At 71.8% G+C, this 18,014-nt stretch carries 19 protein-coding genes; 13 read left to right on the top strand and 6 right to left on the bottom strand.

Annotated elements, in window-relative coordinates:
• The first annotated feature begins 85 nt into the window (after nt 1–85).
• Complete coding sequence (locus QC283_RS01315; RefSeq protein ID WP_279559416.1) at nt 86–607, top strand: MarR family winged helix-turn-helix transcriptional regulator; 522 nt, start codon at nt 86–88, stop codon at nt 605–607.
• A 131-nt stretch (nt 608–738) separates the two neighbouring features.
• On the opposite strand, the gene QC283_RS01320 is transcribed toward QC283_RS01315, so the two are convergent.
• The 3 genes from QC283_RS01320 to QC283_RS01330 form a co-directional block, all read right to left on the bottom strand.
• Complete coding sequence (locus QC283_RS01320) at nt 739–1,020, bottom strand: hypothetical protein (RefSeq protein WP_279559417.1); 282 nt, start codon at nt 1,018–1,020, stop codon at nt 739–741.
• Nucleotides 1,021–1,092: 72 nt separating this feature from the next.
• Complete coding sequence (gene malQ / locus QC283_RS01325) at nt 1,093–3,195, bottom strand: 4-alpha-glucanotransferase (protein WP_279559418.1); 2,103 nt, start codon at nt 3,193–3,195, stop codon at nt 1,093–1,095.
• Nucleotides 3,196–3,204: 9 nt separating this feature from the next.
• Nucleotides 3,205–3,510 (bottom strand): hypothetical protein, encoded by a 306-nt coding sequence (locus QC283_RS01330; protein ID WP_053130923.1) that lies wholly within the window; start codon nt 3,508–3,510, stop codon nt 3,205–3,207.
• Nucleotides 3,511–3,783: 273 nt separating this feature from the next.
• Between QC283_RS01330 and QC283_RS01335 the strand changes: the two genes are divergently transcribed.
• From QC283_RS01335 to QC283_RS01345, 3 genes are read left to right on the top strand one after another with little or no spacing between them, the layout of a single operon-like run.
• A complete protein-coding gene (locus QC283_RS01335; protein WP_279559419.1) occupies nt 3,784–4,317 on the top strand; it encodes a PadR family transcriptional regulator in 534 nt (177 codons plus the stop codon).
• Nucleotides 4,314–5,021 carry an ABC transporter ATP-binding protein gene (locus QC283_RS01340; RefSeq protein ID WP_279559420.1) on the top strand — a complete coding sequence of 236 codons (708 nt, stop codon included), beginning with the start codon at nt 4,314–4,316 and terminating at the stop codon, nt 5,019–5,021. The genes QC283_RS01335 and QC283_RS01340 overlap by 4 nt, the downstream gene beginning before the upstream one ends.
• Nucleotides 5,018–6,379, top strand: coding sequence for an FtsX-like permease family protein (locus tag QC283_RS01345; protein WP_279559421.1), 1,362 nt, complete (start codon nt 5,018–5,020; stop codon nt 6,377–6,379). Before QC283_RS01340 ends, QC283_RS01345 begins: the two co-directional genes overlap by 4 nt.
• Nucleotides 6,380–6,564: 185 nt before the next feature.
• On the opposite strand, the gene QC283_RS01350 is transcribed toward QC283_RS01345, so the two are convergent.
• Nucleotides 6,565–6,741, bottom strand: coding sequence for a DUF397 domain-containing protein (locus QC283_RS01350; RefSeq protein ID WP_279559422.1), 177 nt, complete (start codon nt 6,739–6,741; stop codon nt 6,565–6,567).
• A 3-nt stretch (nt 6,742–6,744) separates the two neighbouring features.
• Nucleotides 6,745–7,629, bottom strand: coding sequence for a DUF5753 domain-containing protein (locus tag QC283_RS01355; RefSeq protein WP_279559423.1), 885 nt, complete (start codon nt 7,627–7,629; stop codon nt 6,745–6,747).
• 196 nt (nt 7,630–7,825) lie between these two features.
• Here QC283_RS01355 and QC283_RS01360 point away from each other — a divergent pair, with 196 nt between their 5' ends.
• On the top strand, nt 7,826–8,311 hold the full coding sequence (locus QC283_RS01360; RefSeq protein WP_279559424.1) for an ATP-binding protein: 486 nt from the start codon (nt 7,826–7,828) through the stop codon (nt 8,309–8,311).
• Nucleotides 8,308–8,892 (top strand): Uma2 family endonuclease, encoded by a 585-nt coding sequence (locus tag QC283_RS01365; protein ID WP_279559425.1) that lies wholly within the window; start codon nt 8,308–8,310, stop codon nt 8,890–8,892. Before QC283_RS01360 ends, QC283_RS01365 begins: the two co-directional genes overlap by 4 nt.
• A gap of 40 nt (nt 8,893–8,932) precedes the next feature.
• Here QC283_RS01365 and QC283_RS01370 read toward each other — a convergent pair whose 3' ends face one another.
• Complete coding sequence (locus QC283_RS01370; RefSeq protein WP_019325428.1) at nt 8,933–9,469, bottom strand: HNH endonuclease; 537 nt, start codon at nt 9,467–9,469, stop codon at nt 8,933–8,935.
• 316 nt (nt 9,470–9,785) lie between these two features.
• On the opposite strand from QC283_RS01370, the gene QC283_RS01375 reads away from it, so the two are divergent.
• The 7 genes from QC283_RS01375 to QC283_RS01405 all read left to right on the top strand — a co-directional run bounded on the left by QC283_RS01375 (nt 9,786) and on the right by QC283_RS01405 (nt 17,852).
• Nucleotides 9,786–10,880, top strand: a complete 1,095-nt coding sequence (locus tag QC283_RS01375) for a mechanosensitive ion channel family protein (protein WP_279559426.1) — start codon at nt 9,786–9,788, stop codon at nt 10,878–10,880.
• Nucleotides 10,881–11,089: 209 nt separating this feature from the next.
• Nucleotides 11,090–12,313: an ROK family transcriptional regulator gene (locus QC283_RS01380; protein ID WP_279559427.1), complete on the top strand. Its 1,224-nt coding sequence runs from the start codon at nt 11,090–11,092 to the stop codon at nt 12,311–12,313.
• Between the two features lie 85 nt (nt 12,314–12,398).
• Nucleotides 12,399–13,742 (top strand): ABC transporter substrate-binding protein, encoded by a 1,344-nt coding sequence (locus tag QC283_RS01385; RefSeq protein ID WP_279559428.1) that lies wholly within the window; start codon nt 12,399–12,401, stop codon nt 13,740–13,742.
• Nucleotides 13,743–13,749: 7 nt separating this feature from the next.
• The gene (locus QC283_RS01390) at nt 13,750–14,730 is read left to right on the top strand and encodes a carbohydrate ABC transporter permease (RefSeq protein WP_279559429.1); all 981 of its coding nucleotides are present in this window, start codon (nt 13,750–13,752) and stop codon (nt 14,728–14,730) included.
• Nucleotides 14,727–15,617, top strand: coding sequence for a carbohydrate ABC transporter permease (locus QC283_RS01395; protein ID WP_279559430.1), 891 nt, complete (start codon nt 14,727–14,729; stop codon nt 15,615–15,617). Before QC283_RS01390 ends, QC283_RS01395 begins: the two co-directional genes overlap by 4 nt.
• 7 nt (nt 15,618–15,624) lie before the next feature.
• Nucleotides 15,625–16,890 (top strand): 6-phospho-beta-glucosidase, encoded by a 1,266-nt coding sequence (locus QC283_RS01400; RefSeq protein ID WP_279559431.1) that lies wholly within the window; start codon nt 15,625–15,627, stop codon nt 16,888–16,890.
• Nucleotides 16,881–17,852 (top strand): N-acetylglucosamine kinase, encoded by a 972-nt coding sequence (locus tag QC283_RS01405; RefSeq protein ID WP_279559432.1) that lies wholly within the window; start codon nt 16,881–16,883, stop codon nt 17,850–17,852. Before QC283_RS01400 ends, QC283_RS01405 begins: the two co-directional genes overlap by 10 nt.
• Nucleotides 17,853–18,014 lie beyond the last annotated feature (162 nt).

Consider the following 18,014-nt stretch of genomic DNA (forward strand, 5'->3'; position numbering starts at 1 on the left):
TCGGCAGTTAGTAGCTTAGCTCTAAGCAAGTTTCCGTCAAGCTACTTTCTTGCGACCGAGCCTGATCGACCTCGATACTCATGCCATGACTGAACGCCCCGGCCGGCCCCCCGAGCCGCCCAAGGACCCCGTCGACGCGATCATCGGCCAGTGGGCGGAGGTGCGGCCCGACCTGGACACGGCCGCCATGGAGGTGTTCGGCCGCGTCTTCCGGCTCGCGCGCGCGATGGGCGACCGGATGGAGAAGGCGTACACGCGCTTCGGAATCTCCCGCGGGGAATTCGACGCCCTGGCCACCCTGCGCCGCTCCGGTGAGCCCTACACGCTCTCCCCCCGGCAGCTCTCGGCCACGCTGATGCTCACCACGGGCGGCATGACCGGTCGGCTGGACAAGCTCGAACGGGCCGGGCTGCTGCGCCGCTCCCCCGACCCGCACGACCGGCGGGGACTTCAGGTCACGCTCACCGACCGGGGGCTGGAGCTGATCGACGAGGCGGTCGGCGCGGGACTGGCCGTCCAGACGGAGGCACTGTCCGTCCTCGACGACGAACGGGCGGGCCAACTGGCCGTCCTGCTGCGGGACCTCCTGGCCGGAACCGAGAGGTAGGCGGGAGACGCGCCGAGGGCGCCGGCCCCTTGCCCGTACCCGCGCTGACGCGCGTACGTGCGGTGGGACCGGCGCCCTCGGTGAAGCTGAGGCGAGCCGTCAGGCTCTGAAGCAGTCGGGCTCTGAACCCGTCAGGCCTTGGCGTCGGCCTTCGCCTTGGTCCTGATGTTGCGGGAGGTCACGCGGTGCTCCTCCTTGGACCTGTCCAGGACCATGACCAGGGCCGTGATGACCACGAACAGCGCGATCGGGGCCACGACGTAGAGGCCCACCGTCTCGATGACGCTGAGGCCGGGACCGGGGTCGTCGCCGTCGTCGCGGGTCAGCGCGAGCGCGGGGGACGACATGAGCAGCATCATCAGCGTCGTACCGGCTGCCAGGGCGCCGGCGCGCAGGGCGTTCTTCTTGTCCACGGTGCAAAGTTAGCGAACGGCCGGAACGGGCGCGCGCCCGGGGTGCCGTACGGGGGCCCGGGAGCGTGCCGCTCAGCCTTCGGCACGCTCCCGTACGGCGTCGATCAGGGCGTGCAGCCGGGGTGAGAGGGCCAGGTCCTCCAGGGTCACGGGGCGGCCCTCGGCGTCGGCGACGGGCAGGCGCCAATTCGGGTACTGGTCCCAGGTGCCGGGGAGGTTCTGCGGGCGGCGGTCGCCCACGGCGTCCGGGAGCCAGATGCCGGCCATGCGGGCGGGGGTGCGCAGCAGGAAGCGGTGGACGGCCTGGATGCCGGCCTCCTCGGAAGGAGCACCGGTGTCGCCGCCGGTGCCGTGCAGCAGGCCGAGCCGGGCCAGTACCTCCAGCCACTCGGCCGTGTCCGCCGACGCCTCGGCCCGCTCCTCCTCCAGCGGGCGGGCGAGCAGGCCGAGGCGGTCGCGGAGTTCGACGTGTTCGCCGGTGAGGCGGGCCGCGGTGGACGGCAGGTCGTGGGTGGTGGCGGTGGCCAGGCAGTCGGCGCGCCACCGCTCGGGCGGCAGGGGGCGGCCGTCGCCCGCCCAGTCACGCTCGAACCACAGCACCGAGGTGCCGAGCACCCCGCGTTCGCGCAGCGCCTCGCGCACGCCCGGCTCCACGGTGCCCAGGTCCTCGCCGATGACCACGGCGCCGGCCCGGGTGGCCTCCAGGACGAGTACGGCGAGCATGGCCTCGGCGTCGTAGCGGACGTAGGTGCCCTCGGTGGGCGGGTGGCCCTCGGGGACCCACCACAGACGGAACAGGCCCATGACGTGGTCGATGCGCAGGGCTCCGGCGTAGCGGAACAGGCCCCGCAGCAGGCGCCGGAAGGGCGCGTAGCCGAAGTCGGCCAGGCGGTCGGGGCGCCAGGGCGGCAGGCCCCAGTCCTGGCCGCGGGCGTTGAAGGCGTCGGGCGGCGCGCCCACGGACATGCCGGCGGCGAAGTACTCCTGCTGCGCCCAGGAGTCGGCGCCTCGCGGATGCACGCCCACGGCGAGGTCGTGGACGATCCCGACCGGCATGCCGGCCTCGCGGGCGGTGCGCTGTGCGGCGGTGAGCTGGGTGTCGGTGAGCCAGGTGAGGCGGGAGTGGAAGTCGACGCGGTCCATCAGCTCGGTGCGGGCGCGGTCGGTGTCGGCGGAGCGGGGGTCGCGCAGGCCCTCGGGCCACTGGTGCCAGTCGGAACCGTGGATTTCGGCGAGCGCGCACCAGGTGGCGTGGTCCTCCAGCGCGGTGCCCTGTTCGGCGAGATAGTCGCAGTAGGCGGCGCGGCGGCCGGGTCCGAGGGGAACCTCGCACAGCGTTTCGAGGGCCTCGCGCTTGAGCTCCCACACGGCGTCCCGGTCGATCAGGGCGCCCTTCTCCAGTACGGCCTCGCGCAGCCGCCCGGCCCGCTCCCCGAGGGCCCGGACGCGCGCGTGGTCGGTGACGTACGCGAACTCGGGCACGTCCTCGATCCGCAGGTGCACGGGGTCGGGGAAGCGGCGGGAGGAGGGCCGGTACGGGGAGGGGTCGGTGGGAGCACCGGGCACGGCCGCGTGCAGCGGGTTGACCTGGACGAACCCGGCGCCCAAGGCGCGTCCGGCCCAGGCGGCCAGTTCACCGAGGTCGCCGAGGTCGCCCATGCCCCAGGAGCGGCGGGAGAGGAGGGAGTAGAGCTGGACGAGAAGTCCGTAGGAACGCGTGGCCGGGACGGGCAGCCTGGCGGGCGCGACGATCAGGTGGGCGCGGGCGGTCCGGCCGTCGGGCGCGGTGGCGGTCAGGCGGTGGACGCCGGGTGGCAGCGGCCCGGTGCCGTCACAGGTCTCGCCCTGCTCCGTGTCGACGCGCAGCCGGGTGCCCTCGGGAAGTGCGGCCAGGGCGGCCGGCGTCCCGCCGCCCTGCCGGCCGACCACGGTGGGCGGCAGCAGGCGTTCGCGCAGTTCGCCCTCACGGGCGGCGAGCGCGGCGCGTACGGCCCGCGGTGTGCTCGTGTCCACGCCGAGGGCGGCCAGGGCCAGGGTGACGGCGGTGGCCGAGGCCGCGACGGTGCGGTCCGGGGACGGGCTGTAGGAGGTGGCGACGCCGTGCAGGGCGGCGAGCCGGGTCAGATCCTCGGGAAGGTCCTCGGTGGGGGGCTCGGCCGGCCTGGCTGCTGGCATCTGTGACCTCTACGACCTCGTGGGTTCCGGGACGGCGAAGGAGGGGCCGCCCTGCTCCGGCACGTCCGCCGTGAGTTCGGGCGAGGACTCGCTGGTCAGCGGTACGGCGTCGGCGAACGGCGACTCGCTGGTGAGGGGCTCGGCGTCGGGCAGCGGCGGTTCGCTGGTGAGCGGGGTCTCGGCGCAGCTGCCGGTGGCGCCGAAGACGCAGTAGTGCGGGGTGTCGGAGGCGGCGGAGGGCTCCGCCCATGGAGTGGACGGCTCCGCCACGGGTTTGGACGGGGCCGGGAGCAGAAGCGGTGCCAGTGCAACCACGGGGGTCTCCTTCGTAGAACTTCGTCGAGATTCGTCGACTTCTGTCGAGCACGCTTTTGGCGGGTTACGGCAGCCCTACCCAGTCCTTTCAAGGTCAGACGCCCCGACACCGACAACGTGACCCTGGTCACTCTCCATGTCAGCGAAATCCCCGCCAACCGGCGCAAAAGAACCCCCCGACCCGTTCCAGGATCACGCAAACCGGTGGCGGCGACCTCCGGAACACCGCGCGACTATTCACTCAGTACATGTACTCGGTGAATACTGTCCCCCATGAGCACCCGTCACATCCTGTTGGGGCTGCTCGCCTCGGGGCCGAGCCACGGCTACGACCTGAAGCGACGCCACGACGCACGCTTCCCCGAGGCCCGTCCGCTGGCCTACGGGCAGGTCTACACGACGCTGCAGCGTCTGGTCCGGGACGGTCTCGCGGAGGTCGACGGCACCGCCTCGGACGGCGGCCCGGAACGGACCGCGTACCGCGCGACGGACCAGGGCACGCGTGAACTGGCCCGATGGGCGGCCGAGATCGCACCGCCCGCCCCGTTCGTGACGAACGAGATCTTCGCCAAGGTCGTCGTCTCGATCCTCACCGGCGGCGACGCGGGCGCCTACCTGCTGGCCCAGCGCGCCGCTCACATGGGACGGATGCGGGAGCTCACGGCGGTCAAGACGGCCCCTGGCACGGACCTGACGACCGTGCTGTCGACCGACTACGCCCTCAGTCACCTCGACGCCGACCTCCGTTGGATGACCACCACGGCGGCCCGGCTCACCACTCTGACCGCGGAGGTCCGCACAGCATGAGGAACGGGGACACGTACGAGGCCACGACCGGGCCGCTGCTCGCGGCCCGCGACCTGGTGAAGGCGCACGGCAGGACGAAGGCCCTGCGCGGCGCGTGTGTCGAACTGCGGGCCGGTGAGATCCTCGCCGTCACCGGGGCCAGCGGCAGCGGGAAGTCGACGCTGCTGCACTGCCTGGCCGGGATCGTCCGGCCGGACGCCGGTTCGGTGACGTACGCCGGTCAGCGGCTGGAGGAACTGCCCGAGAAGCGGCTGAGCGAGCTGCGCCGCACCGACTTCGGCGTGGTCTTCCAGTTCGGGCAGCTGATCCCGGAGCTGACGGCGATGGACAACGTGGCGCTGCCGCTGATGCTCGCCGGAACCGGCCGCGCCGAGGCGCGGGCGCGAGCCGGGGAGTGGCTGGAGCGGTTCGGGGTGTGCGGGCAGGAGGAGCTGCGGCCGGGTGAGATGAGCGGCGGGCAGGCACAACGGGCGGCGCTGGCCCGCGCGCTGGCCACCGGGCCGAAGGCGGTCTTCGCGGACGAGCCGACCGGGGCGCTGGACTCGCTGGCGAGCGAGCAGGTGATGACGGCGCTGGCGCACACGGCCCGGGAGTCGGGCACCGCGGTGCTGCTGGTCACGCACGACGCCCAGGTGGCGGCGTACGCGGACCGCGAGGTCCGGCTGCGGGACGGCGTCCTGGCACCGCTGGGGGTGACGGCGTGAGCACGGTGTTCTCGGACGTCCGGCTGGCCCGGCAGCTCGTGCGCGGGTCGGACCGGCGGGAGTGGTGGCGGATCACGCTCACGGCAGTGGGCGCGGCGCTGGCGACGGGCTTCGCGCTGGCGGCCGTCACCCTCCTGTCGGTCCGGGACGGTTACCGCGTCTCCGCCTTCCACGGCCTGCTGAGCGGAGCCGGCACCCGCGGTGGGGTGATCAGCGGTCTGCTGCTGTTGCTGGTGCCCGTGCTGGCCTTCCTCGGCCAGTGCGCCCGGATCGGCGCCGTGCACCGCGACCGGCGGCTGGCCGGTCTGCGGCTCGCCGGGGCGACGCCCTGGCAGGTGCGGCGCATCGCCGCGCTGGAGACCGGACTGGCGTGTCTGGCGGGCTCGGCGGTGGCGACCGTCTTCTCCGGCCTGTTCCTGCTGCGCCTGTGGAGCGGGCCGACCGCGCTGACCTGGACCGGTTTCGCGCTGGTCGCCGTCGGCGTACCGGGGCTGGGCGCGGTGGCGGGCGCGGTGGCGTTGCGCCGGGTGGTGGCCTCGCCGTTGGGCCGGGTGCGCCGGGTACGGCCGACGACGGGCCGGGGGCCGGGGCTGTTGTTCCTGGGTGCACTGGTCATCCTGGCCGGGGCGGTACCGCTCGCGATGGGCGACGGCCACGTCTCGGGCAACCGGTTCGACTGGCGGACGCCGTTGACCGGCTTCTGCCTCGTCATCGCGCTTGCCGCCGGTGTGGTGTGGCTGTCCGGGGCCACGGCCCGGATCACCGGGCGGCTGCTCGCCCCCCGAGCCCGGACGGCGGCCCCGCTCATCGCGGCGGAACGGCTGCGCGACGACCCGTGGGCCCCGGCCCGCACCCACGCCGCGGTGCTGCTGGTGACGGTCGCCGGCACGGCGTTCCTGTGCGTCCGGCACGCGATGCTCATCGACCTGCGCGCCACTGGGCGGGACCACCTCGCCGCCGACATGGAGTACTACACCACCGGCCTCGACCTGACCGGCGCCGCCGTCGTCGTCGCCCTCGTCATCACGCTCTCCGGCCTCGCCGTGGGCACCGCCGAGTCCCTGACCACCCGCCGCCGGGCTCTGGCCGCCCAGGTCGCCGCCGGCGTCCCGCGTACGGTCCTGAACCGGGCGCTGCTGCTGGAGACCGCCGTCCCGCTCGCTCCCGCCCTGCTGCTGGCCGGCATCGGGGGCATGGCGATCGGCACCTGGTACTCAACTCTCACGGGCGACGGTTCACTCCCCTGGACCGCCCTGCTGGTCGCGCCCGCCGTGTACGCGTCCTGCCTGCTGGCGGCGGCGACGGCATTGCCGCTGCTGGGGCGCTCGGTCCGGCCGGGGGAGCTGCGGTACGCGTGACGGTGGCTGTGGCTGCCCTGCCCGGCTGACCACTCCCGGCCGGGTACCGGCAACCGCACCGCCCTCTGCGCCACCGCTCCGGGCAGATCCCAGCCGGGGCGGTGGCGGTGCCTTGCGAGCGGTCCGAGGACGGATTGGCAAAAGCATTCACGCTTCCGGGGAAGATGCGTGACCCCGGGGCACCCTCAGCTCAGAGCAGCCGTGAACTCTGCCCAGGCCTCACGTCCGAGTCGGAGTATCGGCCCGTCTCCAGGGTCCTTGGAATCGCGAACGGCCACGATTCGGACGGCGTTGAGGGCGACCTCGACGCATTCGCCGGAGGTGTTGCTGTAGCTGGACTTCACGAAGTCGAAGTCGGACATCGGTCAAATCTCCTGTCGGATGGCGTCGATGAGGCGGACGGAGTCACACTGAGCCATGCTCTGCCGGGCCGTGCGATCGAAGAGGTCGCTGTACTGGCGGCTCGCCGCGTCGTTCTCCACCCACACGCTGGACGCGATGGTGTCTGCCTGCACCACGTCCACCGCCTCGGTCTCATTGAACGACAAGACCGTGAACGGTCCCGTGATGCACGGGTGCCCTCCCGCATGGAACGGCAGGACCTGAAGGCGGACGTTCTCCAGTTCGGTGACTTCCAGAAGCCGCTCCAACTGCCCTCGCATAGTTACGGAACCGCCGATCAACTGCCGCAACGCCGCTTCCCAGACGACGGCATACACCTCAAGCGGACGCTCCTCCACCAGACGTTCCTGCCGACGCATCCGGATGTCCACGATCCGCTCGATCTCCGCAGGGTCCTCCCAGGAGCCGACACCTTCGCTGACCGCCAGCGCCCGCGCGTACTCAGGGGTTTGGAACAGACCCGGCACCAGCGAGAGCTGCCATGTGCGTACGCGGCTGGCGGCGTCTTCCATGGCGACGTACTCCGTCAGCGCTCCAGGGTGGGGCGAGTCCTGCCACCAACCCTTCGCCTTGCGCCTTTCGCGGTCCAGTCTGGCCAGTTCCAGCAACTGGGCCACGGCCTTCCCGTCCGCCAAGCCGTAGAACTCGCACAGCGCACGGATGTCCGGGTCGCGCATCGGGACCCAGCCGCGCTCCATCTTGACGATCTTCGAGTTGGTCGCGCTGATGACCTCGGCGGCCTGCTGCTGCGTCATGGCCGCGGCTTCCCGCAGGCGCAGGAGTTCACCACCGAGCCTGCGCCCGAGCACAGTTGACGTCCTGTTGCCGAGTTGCGTGGTTCGAGTCACCCCCACATGGTGCCGGACGCGAGCCCAGAATCGGCTCTGGAGACAAATGTCTCCAAGCCAGTTGCGCCCGCGACGAAGGAAACACTACTTTCAGTGTTCAGCCGCTCACTCTGCGGCCCCGCTCTCGGCGGAAGTGCACCGTCCTGCCCCACAGGCGCGGCAGAGACATCGCCGCCCACACCTGGAGACGCCCCTCATGGCAGAACCCGTGCCGTTGCCACCCACACCGCTCCCCCTCGATGACCTCCTCAACTACACCCCAACCCAGCGCAGCGTCCCCCTCGCCCGGCGACGAGCCGCGCGACTCGTCGCGGAGTGGGGACAGCCGGGTCTCGCCGGAGACGTCGCCCTCGTCGTCTCGGAGCTGATGACCAACGCCCTGCTGCACGGCAGCCTCCGAGGCCGGCTCATCCGCGTACACCTCACCCTCGATCGCCGCACCCTGCGCGTCGAGGTGAGCGATCCGCGCGGTGAGCGGTTGCCGCGTCCCCGCCCGGTAGGACACATCGGCGAGCAGTTCGGGCGGGGACTCCTCCTGGTCGGAGCGCTGAGCGCGCGGTGGGGGTGGGAACCGCACACGGTCGGCAAGACCGTGTACGCCGAGTGGGACACCCCGCCCGCCAGGCCGGATCTCCCCTACGCTGAGCGTGTGGACCCCCGCAGATCCGGAGGAGCCTTGTGACCGTGACCGCTGACAGGCCGCAGATGCTCGTCACCGAGTTCGAAGAACTCGCCCGCCATGCCGACCGAAGCATAGAAGGCGCGCGGCTCGAGTTCATCGGCGGACATCTTGGGGGGAAGGCCGTGCCCGACGGCGACCACGGAAGCATCATCGAATGGCTCACGCGCGTCTGCATGCAGCAGCGCCCGGACCTGTGGCTCGACTCTCACCAGGGTCTGATGATCGAGGCCTACCGCGAGGGCCGCGCCCGCCCCGACGGCTCCCTCGTTCCCAGCCATGCCTTCGCCGGCGCCGGCGAATGGGCCGACCCCGCCCCCGTCCTCATGGTCGTCGAGGTCACCTCGTACGACTCGGACACCGACCGGCGCGACCGCGTCGAGAAGCCCCGGGCCTACGCCGGGACCGGCATCCCGGTGTACCTGCTCATCGACCGGGACTCCTGCGAGATCAAGGTGCACAGCCGCCCGGACGGCGGACGGTACGAGACCGTGCAGACGCTCCCCTTCGGCAAGGAGGTCGCGCTGCCCGATCCCGTCGGGATCACCCTGGACACCGAGCCGCTGAAGAACTGGGTGCGCTGACCCACCGCCCCGGCCGCACGGCGGACGAAGGCCCGGACCGTCAGGCGGATATGCCGTCGATCCGGGCCATCGCGTCCTCCGCGCCGTACGGTTGCAAGTACGGCAGCCAGCGCGGGTCCCGGTGGCCCGTGCCGATGATGCGCCAGGCCAGACCGGTGGGCGGAGCGGGTTTGTGGCGCAGGCGCCAGCCGATCTCGCCGAGGTGGCGGTCGGCCTTGACGTGGTTGCAGCGGCGGCAGGACGCCACCACGTTGTCCCACGCGTGCAGGCCCCCGCGACTGCGCGGGATGACGTGGTCCACGCTGGTGGCGACGGCGCCGCAGTACATGCAGCGGCCCCCGTCGCGGGCGAAGAGCGCCCGCCTGGTGAGCGGGACGGGCCCCCGGTAGGGAACCCGCACGAACCGCTTGAGCCGGACCACGCTGGGTGCGGGCACGGTGACGGTCGCGCTGTGCAGATAGGCGCCGGACTCCTCAAGGCATACGGCCTTGTTCTCGAGGACGAGGACGAGCGCGCGGCGGAGCGGTACGACGCCGAGTGGCTCGTACGACGCGTTGAGAACCAGGACATGCGGCACGGATGCCTCCTTGTACGCCGGCGGCGCGTGGCTCGCGCCGGGACGATCCGTAGTCAGTCTCCCCTCATGCCTGGTGGAAGCGCCACCATGTCCCGGTAACGGGCTGGGAGTGTTTTCGACCACACGGGATTCATCCCCAGGACCGTGACCTGTTCAAGCGCGGGTGAGCACCGTCTCTCCCGCGCATTTCGGGGCGATCCGTGCCCGGTGCCCCGTTAGTGTGGTGCATCTGCCCGTCCGGTGACCTTTCCGTGACCTTGGGCCGGACCGTGGACCGGACCCGTGAGGACGGCCGCCGCATCTGGAGGTATCCGCCGTGTCCCTGTCCGCCGCCGTCCTGATGGCCGCCGGTTCGTCGCCGTCCCCGACGCCGTCCCCGACGGCCCCGGCGATGCCCTCGCTCCAGGAAGCCCACGAGAGCGCGACGAACGCCGCAGGCTGGGTCGAGGAGAACTGGTCGACGTGGCTGGCGATCGGGCTGCGGGTGCTGCTGATCGTGGTGATCGCCACGGTGCTCAGGGCGGTGGTGCGGCGGGCGATCACCAAGCTGATAGACCGGATGAACCGCAGGCCCGGGTCGGGCGGCGGCACCGCGCTGAGCGGACTGCTGGTCAACGCCGAGCGGCGTCGTCAGCGCTCGGAGGCCATCGGTTCCGTGCTGCGCTCGGTGGCCAGCTTCGTCATCCTCGGCACCGCGGCGCTGATGGTGCTGGGCACCTTCCAGATCAACCTGGCGCCGCTGCTGGCGTCCGCCGGCGTGGCCGGCGTGGCGATCGGCTTCGGCGCCCGCAACCTGGTCACCGACTTCCTCTCCGGCGTCTTCATGATCCTGGAGGACCAGTACGGCGTCGGCGACAGCATCGACGCGGGCGTGGCCTCCGGTGAGGTCATCGAGGTCGGGCTGCGGGTGACCAAGCTGCGCGGTGACAACGGCGAGATCTGGTACGTCCGCAACGGCGAGGTCAAGCGGATCGGCAACCTCTCCCAGGGCTGGTCGACGGCCGGCGTGGACGTCACCGTCCGCTCCGACGAGGACCTGGACAAGGTCAGGGAGACGCTCGGCGCGGTCGGCGAGCGGATGAGCAAGGAAGAGCCCTGGAACGAGATGCTCTGGGGTCCGATCGAGGTGCTCGGCCTGGACTCCGTACTGCTCGACTCCATGGTGGTGCGGGTCTCCGCGAAAACCATGCCCGGCAAGTCCCTCACCGTCGAACGTGAGCTGCGCTGGCGCGTCAAGCGCGCCTTCGACGCGGCCGACATCCGGATCGTCGGCGGTCCGGAGATCCCCGGACAGGCGGCCGCGGCCCCCGACCCGACGGCCGGCGTCGCCGCACCGTCGGCGTACGCGAGCACCGTGTCACCGCAGTCCATCGCCGCGTCCCCGATCTCCCCGCCGAGCACCACCAAGTAGCGGACCCGGCACCCTTCCCGCCCCCGAGGCGACGACCGCGTCGCCCCGGGGGCGGTGCGGTCTCTTGACGGCTCCTCCTCGGCAGCCCTACGTTTCACAGCCAACAGGAAACTTTCCTAACAGACCTTCCCAGCAAGCACCCAGTGGTCAGTGGACTTCACCACCGCCCACTGAAAAGCTGAGCGGCCGAGAGGCAGGTGTGGACACGCATGGCAGGAACCGCCGGCACGCCGGGCACCCCGCGCGTCCTGCGCGCCATGAACGACCGGGCCGCCCTGGATCTCCTGCTGGAGCACGGGCCGCTGTCCCGCACCCGGATCGGCAAACTCACCGGGCTGTCGAAGCCGACCGCCTCCCAGCTGCTGGCCCGCCTGGAGGCGGCGGGGCTGGTGCTGGCGGGCGGTACGACCGAGGGCCGCCCCGGGCCCGGCGCCCAGCTGTACGAGGTCAACCCGGCAGCCGCGTACGCCGCCGGAATCGACGTCACCCCGGGCCGCGTCCTCGCCGCGGTGGCCGACGTCACCGGGCGCACGGTCGGCCGGCACGAGCTGCCCACCCCGGGCCGGCGTGCCACCGTCCCGGTCGTCCAGCAGGTCACCGACGCCCTCGACGGCGCGGTGAAGGCGGCCGGGCTCGGCGGGGACGACGTCCACCGCGTCGTCATCGGCACCCCGGGCGCCTTCGACCCGGGCACCGGACGGCTGCGCTATGCCTCCCACCTGCCGGGCTGGCACTCCCCGACCCTCCTCGACGAACTCGCCGCCGCCCTGCCGATGCCGGTCGAGTACGAGAACGACGTGAACCTCGCCGCCGTGGCGGAGCAGCGCCTCGGCGCGGCCCGGGGCCACGAGGACTTCGTCCTGCTGTGGAACCAGGAGGGGCTCGGCGCCGCCCTGGTCCTCGGCGGCCGACTGCACCGCGGCTGGACCGGCGGCGCCGGTGAGGTCGGGTTCCTGCCCGTGCCGGGCGCCCCGCTGGTCCGCAAGGTCAGCCGTACGGGCAGCGGTGGCTTCCAGGAGCTGGCCGGTTCCCAGGCCCTGCCGGGGCTGGCCCGGGAGCTCGGCGTCGTGCCGGTGCCCTCCGGCTCGTATCCCGAGGTCGCCGCCGCCCTGGTCGCCCGGGCCTCGCTGGCCGACGGCGACAACGACAACGACCCGCACCGCCGCATGCTGCGGACCTACGCCACCCGCCTGGCCACCGGCCTGGCCTCCCTCGTCTCCGTCCTGGACCCCGAGCTCGTGGTCCTGAGCGGCACCTCGCTCACCGCCGGCGGTGAGGCGCTGCGCGCCCTGGTCCAGGACGAGCTGGAGGAGCTGGCCGCGTCCAGGCCCCGGCTCGTCGTCGGTGACGTGACCGAACACCCCGTACTGCGCGGCGCGCTGGAGAGCGCGCTGGCGACCACCCGCGACGAGGTCTTCGACACCTCGCGCTGACCCCGCACCCCCTCGGTTCCACTCCCCGCAGCACCGCCCCGCACCACCGCCCCGTCCCGCCACGCCCGCCCCAGGGAGATCCGTCATGCCCGGAATATCCAGAAAAGCGGCTCTCGCGGTCGCCGCCTTTGCCTCCCTCACCCTCCTCGCCACCGCCTGCACCGGTCAGTCCGACACCGGCGCCACGGACGATCCGAACGCCGAGACGACCATCACCTTCTGGCACGGCTGGAGCGCGCCCGCCGAGGTGAAGGCCGTGCAGGCGAACGTGGACCGCTTCGAGAAGGCGCACCCCAACATCAAGGTGAGGGTCGTCGGCAACATCAACGACGACAAGCTCAACCAGGCCCTGCGCGCGGGCGGTTCGAGCGGACCGGACGTGGTGTCGTCGTTCACGACCTCCAACATCGGCAAGTTCTGTTCCTCGGGCGCCTTCCTCGACCTGAAGCCGTTCATCGAGAAGTCGAAGCTCGACCTGGACGCGCTCATCCCGAAGCCGATGCTGGAGTACACGCGGTTCGAGGGGACCCGCTGCGCCCTGCCGCTGCTCGGCGACGCCTACGGCCTCTACTACAACAAGGACGCCTTCGAGGCGGCCGGGATCAAGGCTCCGCCGAAGACCTGGTCCGAGTTCACCGAGGTGGCGAAGAAGCTGACCAAGGCGAAGCCCGGCGGCGACGGCTACGAGCGGCTGGGCTTCATGCCGAACTACCACGGCTACGAGACGGTCGTCGACCACTACATGTCCCAGTGGGACCACACCTACTTCGACGAGAACGGCAAGTCGAACGTGGCCGAGGACCCCGCCTTCGCGGAGATGTTCACGTACCAGAAGAAGCTCGTCGACGACCTCGGCGGCTTCGACAGGCTGGAGAAGTACCGCAACACCTTCGGTGACGAGTGGGGCGCGAAGCACCCCTTCCACACCGGTCAGGTGACCATGCAGCTCGACGGCGAGTGGCGGCTCGGCATGGCGAAGGACGCGGGCGTCGACTTCGAGATCGGCACCGCGCCGATGCCCGTCGCCGACGACGAGGTGGACGAGTACGGCAAGGGCTTCCTCTCCGGCACGGTCATGGGCATCGCCCCGCAGAGCGAGAAGCAGAACGCCGCGTGGGAGCTGGTGAAGTACATGACGACGGACACCGGGGCCGTCGTCGCCTTCGCCAACGCCATCCGCAACGTGCCCTCCACGTTCCCGGCCCTGAAGTCGCCCGACCTGAAGACGGACCCGGCGTTCAGGACCTTCCTGGACATCGCCCAGCACCCCGAGTCGAACTCCCCGCCGGCCTCCGTCAACGGCGCCACGTACCAGCTGACGCTCCAGGACTTCGGCTACCAGTACGAGTCGGGCAAGGTGAAGGACCTCGAGGCCGGACTGGAGAAGACGGCCGCGCAGATCGACCGCGACATCGAGCAGACGAAGTAGCGGTCCCATGACCACGAACACCACGAGCATCACGGACACCGCGAACACCGCGAACACTCTCCGCGCGAAGCGCCGGTCCTCGGCGCTTCGGACGGTGGCCTTCATGTCACCGTGGATCGTCGGGTTCAGCGTCTTCTTCGCCTACCCCATGGTGTCCACCGTGTACTTCTCACTGATGAAGTACGACGGCTTCGGCGTCCCGGAGTTCCGGGGCCTGGAGAACTGGGCGTACGTCTTCCAGGACTACCCGATGTTCTGGCCGGCCCTGCGCAACACCCTCTGGCTGGTCCTGGTGATGGTGACCTGCCGGGTCGTGTTCGGGCTCGGTGTCGGGCTGCTCGTCACGAAGATCAGGACGGGGACGGGCGTCTTCCGCACCCTCTTCTACCTGCCCTACCTCGCCCCACCGGTCGCCGCGACGCTGGCCTTCGTCTTCCTCCTCAACCCCGGCACCGGCCCGGTCAACTCCGTCCTGGAGCAACTGGGCGTACCGGCGCCGGGCTGGTTCACGGACTCCGCGTGGTCCAAACCGGCGCTGACCGCGCTCGCGCTGTGGGGCGTGGGCGACCTCATGGTCATCTTCATGGCCGCGCTGCTCGACGTACCGAAGGAGCAGTACGAGGCGGCCGAGCTGGACGGGGCGTCGGCCTGGCAGCGGTTCCGGTTCGTCACGCTGCCGAACATCTCGCCCATCGTGCTGTTCGCCGTGGTCACGGGCGTGATCCAGACGATGCAGTACTACACGCAGCCGCTGGTCGCGGGAAAGGTCGCCTCCGGGATCATCGGCGGCTCCGGCCAGTCCTTCGAGCCGGGCTACCCGGACAAGTCGACCCTCACCCTCCCCCAGCTCGTCTACAACCTCGGCTTCCAGCGCTTCGACTACGGCTCCGCCTGCGTGGTCGCCCTCGTGCTGTTCGCGCTGGCCATGGCGTTCACGGCGCTGCTGATGCGCCGCCGGGGCGGTCTGATCCAGGCAGGTGAACGATGACCCGGGTACGGGAACGGCCCGTGGTGGCCGGTACTCCCCCGACCGAACAGCGCGCCGCCCGCCGGCGCGTCCTGCTGGAGTGGATCGCCGTCCACGCCCTGGGCGTGGCCGCCGCGCTCTTCTTCGTCCTGCCGTTCGTCTTCGTGGTCCTCACCTCGCTGATGAGCGACCAGCAGGCCCTCACCCGCGACCTGTGGCCGCACACCTGGGAATGGGGCAACTACCGCACGGTCCTGGACACGCCCGGCTTTCTGACCTGGTGGAAGAACACGCTGCTCTACGCGGGGCTCGGCACCGTCCTGACGGTCGCGTCGTCGATCCCCGTGGCGTACGCGCTGGCCAAGTTCCGCTTCCGGGGGCGGCATCTGTCCCTGATGCTGGTGATCTCGATGATGATGCTGCCCCCGCAGGTGGTCATCATCCCGATGTACCTGTTCTGGGCGAAGCAGCTGGACCTGTCGGGCACGCTCTGGCCGCTGATCATCCCGATGGCGTTCGGTGACGCGTTCTCCATCTTCCTGCTGCGGCAGTTCCTGCTGACCATCCCGGACGAGTACCTGGACGCGGCGCGGGTGGACGGCTGCGGGGAGCTGCGCACCCTGCTGAAGGTCGTCCTGCCGATGGCGAGGCCGGGCATCGCGGCCGTGGCCCTCTTCCAGTTCTTCTACGCCTGGAACGACTACTTCGGCCCGCAGATCTACGCCTCGGAGAATCCCGGCGCCTGGACCCTGTCCTACGGACTGGAGTCCTTCAAGGGCGCCCACCACACCGACTGGAACCTCACCATGGCCGCGACCGTGCTGGTCATGGCCCCCGTGATCCTCGTCTTCTTCTTCGCGCAGAAGGCGTTCGTCGAGGGCGTCACGCTGACTGGAGTGAAGGGTTGATGTCTGTATGAAGCTCACCGTGGTCGGCGGCGGTTCGACCTACACACCCGAACTCGTGGACGGGTTCGCCCGGTTGCGGGACACGCTGCCGGTCGAGGAACTCGTCCTCGTCGATCCGGCGCCGGACCGGCTGGAGCTGGTGGGAGGGCTCGCCCGCCGCATCTTCGCCAGGCAGGGCCACGGCGGCCGCATCGTCACCACCGGTGACCTGGACGCGGCCGTGGACGGCGCCGACGCCGTACTGCTCCAGCTGCGCGTCGGCGGCCAGGCGGCCCGCGAACAGGACGAGACCTGGCCGCTGGAGTGCGGCTGCGTCGGCCAGGAGACGACCGGCGCGGGCGGCCTGGCCAAGGCGCTGCGCACCGTGCCGGTGGTGCTGGACATCGCCGAGCGGGTCCGCCGCGCCAACCCGGACGCCTGGATCATCGACTTCACCAACCCGGTCGGCATCGTGACCCGCGCCCTGCTCCAGGCCGGGCACCGGGCGGTCGGCCTGTGCAACGTGGCGATCGGGCTGCAGCGCAAGTTCGCCGCGCTGCTCGGGGTGGCACCGGCCGGCATCCACCTGGACCACGTGGGCCTCAACCACCTCACCTGGGAGACCGGTGTCCGCCTCGGCGGCCCCGAGGGCGAGGACGTCCTGCCCCGGCTGCTGGCCGAGCACGGGGACACCGTCGCCGCCGACCTCCGCCTGCCCCGGCCCCTCCTGGGCCGCCTGGGCGTCGTCCCCTCCTACTACCTGCGCTACTACTACGCGCACGACGAGGTCGTCGAGGAACTGCGCACCAAGCCGTCGCGGGCCTCCGAGGTCGCGGCGATGGAACGGCGACTGCTGGAGATGTACGCCGATCCGGCCCTGGACGAGAAGCCCGCCCTGCTGGCGAAGCGGGGCGGCGCCTACTACTCGGAGGCGGCCGTGGACCTGGCCGCCGCCCTGCTCGGCGGCGCGGGCTCCCCCTACCAGGTGGTGAACACCCGCAACCGGGGCACGCTGCCCTTCCTCCCCGACGACGCGGTGATCGAGGTGCCGGCCGCTGTGGGGCCGAAGGGGGCCGCTCCGCTGCCGGTGCCGGCCGTGGACCCGCTGTACGCGGGGCTGATGGCGAACGTGACGGCCTACGAGGACCTGGCCCTGGACGCGGCGCTGCGCGGCGGCCGGGACCGGGTGCTGCGGGCGCTGCTCGCCCACCCGCTCGTCGGGCAGTACGCGTACGCCGAGCGGCTCACCGACCGGCTGGTCGCACACAACCGGGAGCACCTGGCGTGGGCCTGACCGCGAACCTGCTCGCCGTCGACGCGGGCAACAGCAAGACCGACGTGGCGGTCGTGGCGGCCGACGGGGAGGTCCTCGCCACGGCCCGGGGCGGGGCCTTCCGGCCGCCCGCCGTGGGCGTCGAGCGGGCGGTGGACGCCCTCGGGGAAGCGGTGACGCGGGCCTTCGCGGCGGCGGGCGTCAGCTCCGCCGAGCACGTCTCGGCGTGCCTGGCCAACGCGGACCTGCCCGTGGAGGAGGAGCAGCTGGCCGCCGCGCTGCTCGCGCGGGGGTGGGGCGCGGGGGTGGAGGTACGCAACGACACGTTCGCCGTCCTGCGGGCGGGTGTCGACGAGCCGCTCGGCGTCGCCGTGGTCTGCGGGGCCGGCGTCAACTGCGTCGGCATGCGCCCCGACGGCCGCACCGCCCGTTTCCCGGCCATCGGGCGCCTCTCCGGCGACTGGGGCGGCGGCTGGGGACTGGCCGAGGAGGCGCTGTGGCACGCGGCGCGGGCGGAGGACGGCCGGGGCCGGCCCTCGGAGCTGGCCCGCACCCTGCCGGCCCACTTCGGGCTCGGTTCGATGTACGCGCTCATCGAGGCCCTGCACCTGCGGCACATCGAGCCCGTACGGCGCCACGAGCTGACCCCCGTGCTGTTCGCCACGGCGGCCGGCGGCGACCCGCTCGCCCGGGCGGTCGTCGACCGGCAGGCCGACGAGGTGGTGGCCATGGCCACGGTCGCGCTGACCCGGCTGGACCTGCTCGCCGTGCAGACACCGGTCCTGCTGGGCGGCAGCGTCCTGGCGGCACGGCATCCGCGGCTCGACGACCGGATACGGGAGCTGCTGGCGGACGTCGCCCCCAAGGCCGTACCGCGGGTGGTGACGGCACGGCCGGTGCTGGGCGCGGTGCTGCTGGGGCTGGACCGGGCGGGGGCGGCCCCCGAGGCCCACGCGCGGGCGCGGGAGCACTTCACCGTCTGAGGAGCCGCCGGACCGCGGCCGGGGACCCGGTCCGAAGGCTCGGCCGGGGGAACCGAACCGGTTCCGGCGGCGTGTTCATGGGCAGGGGTGGTGCGGAACACCGTGATCGGAACACCGGCGGCGGAACACCCGGCTCCGCACAAGATCGGGTGAAGGCCGGTG

This window comes from Streptomyces sp. DH41, from assembly GCF_029813785.1.
GTDB lineage: Bacteria > Actinomycetota > Actinomycetes > Streptomycetales > Streptomycetaceae > Streptomyces.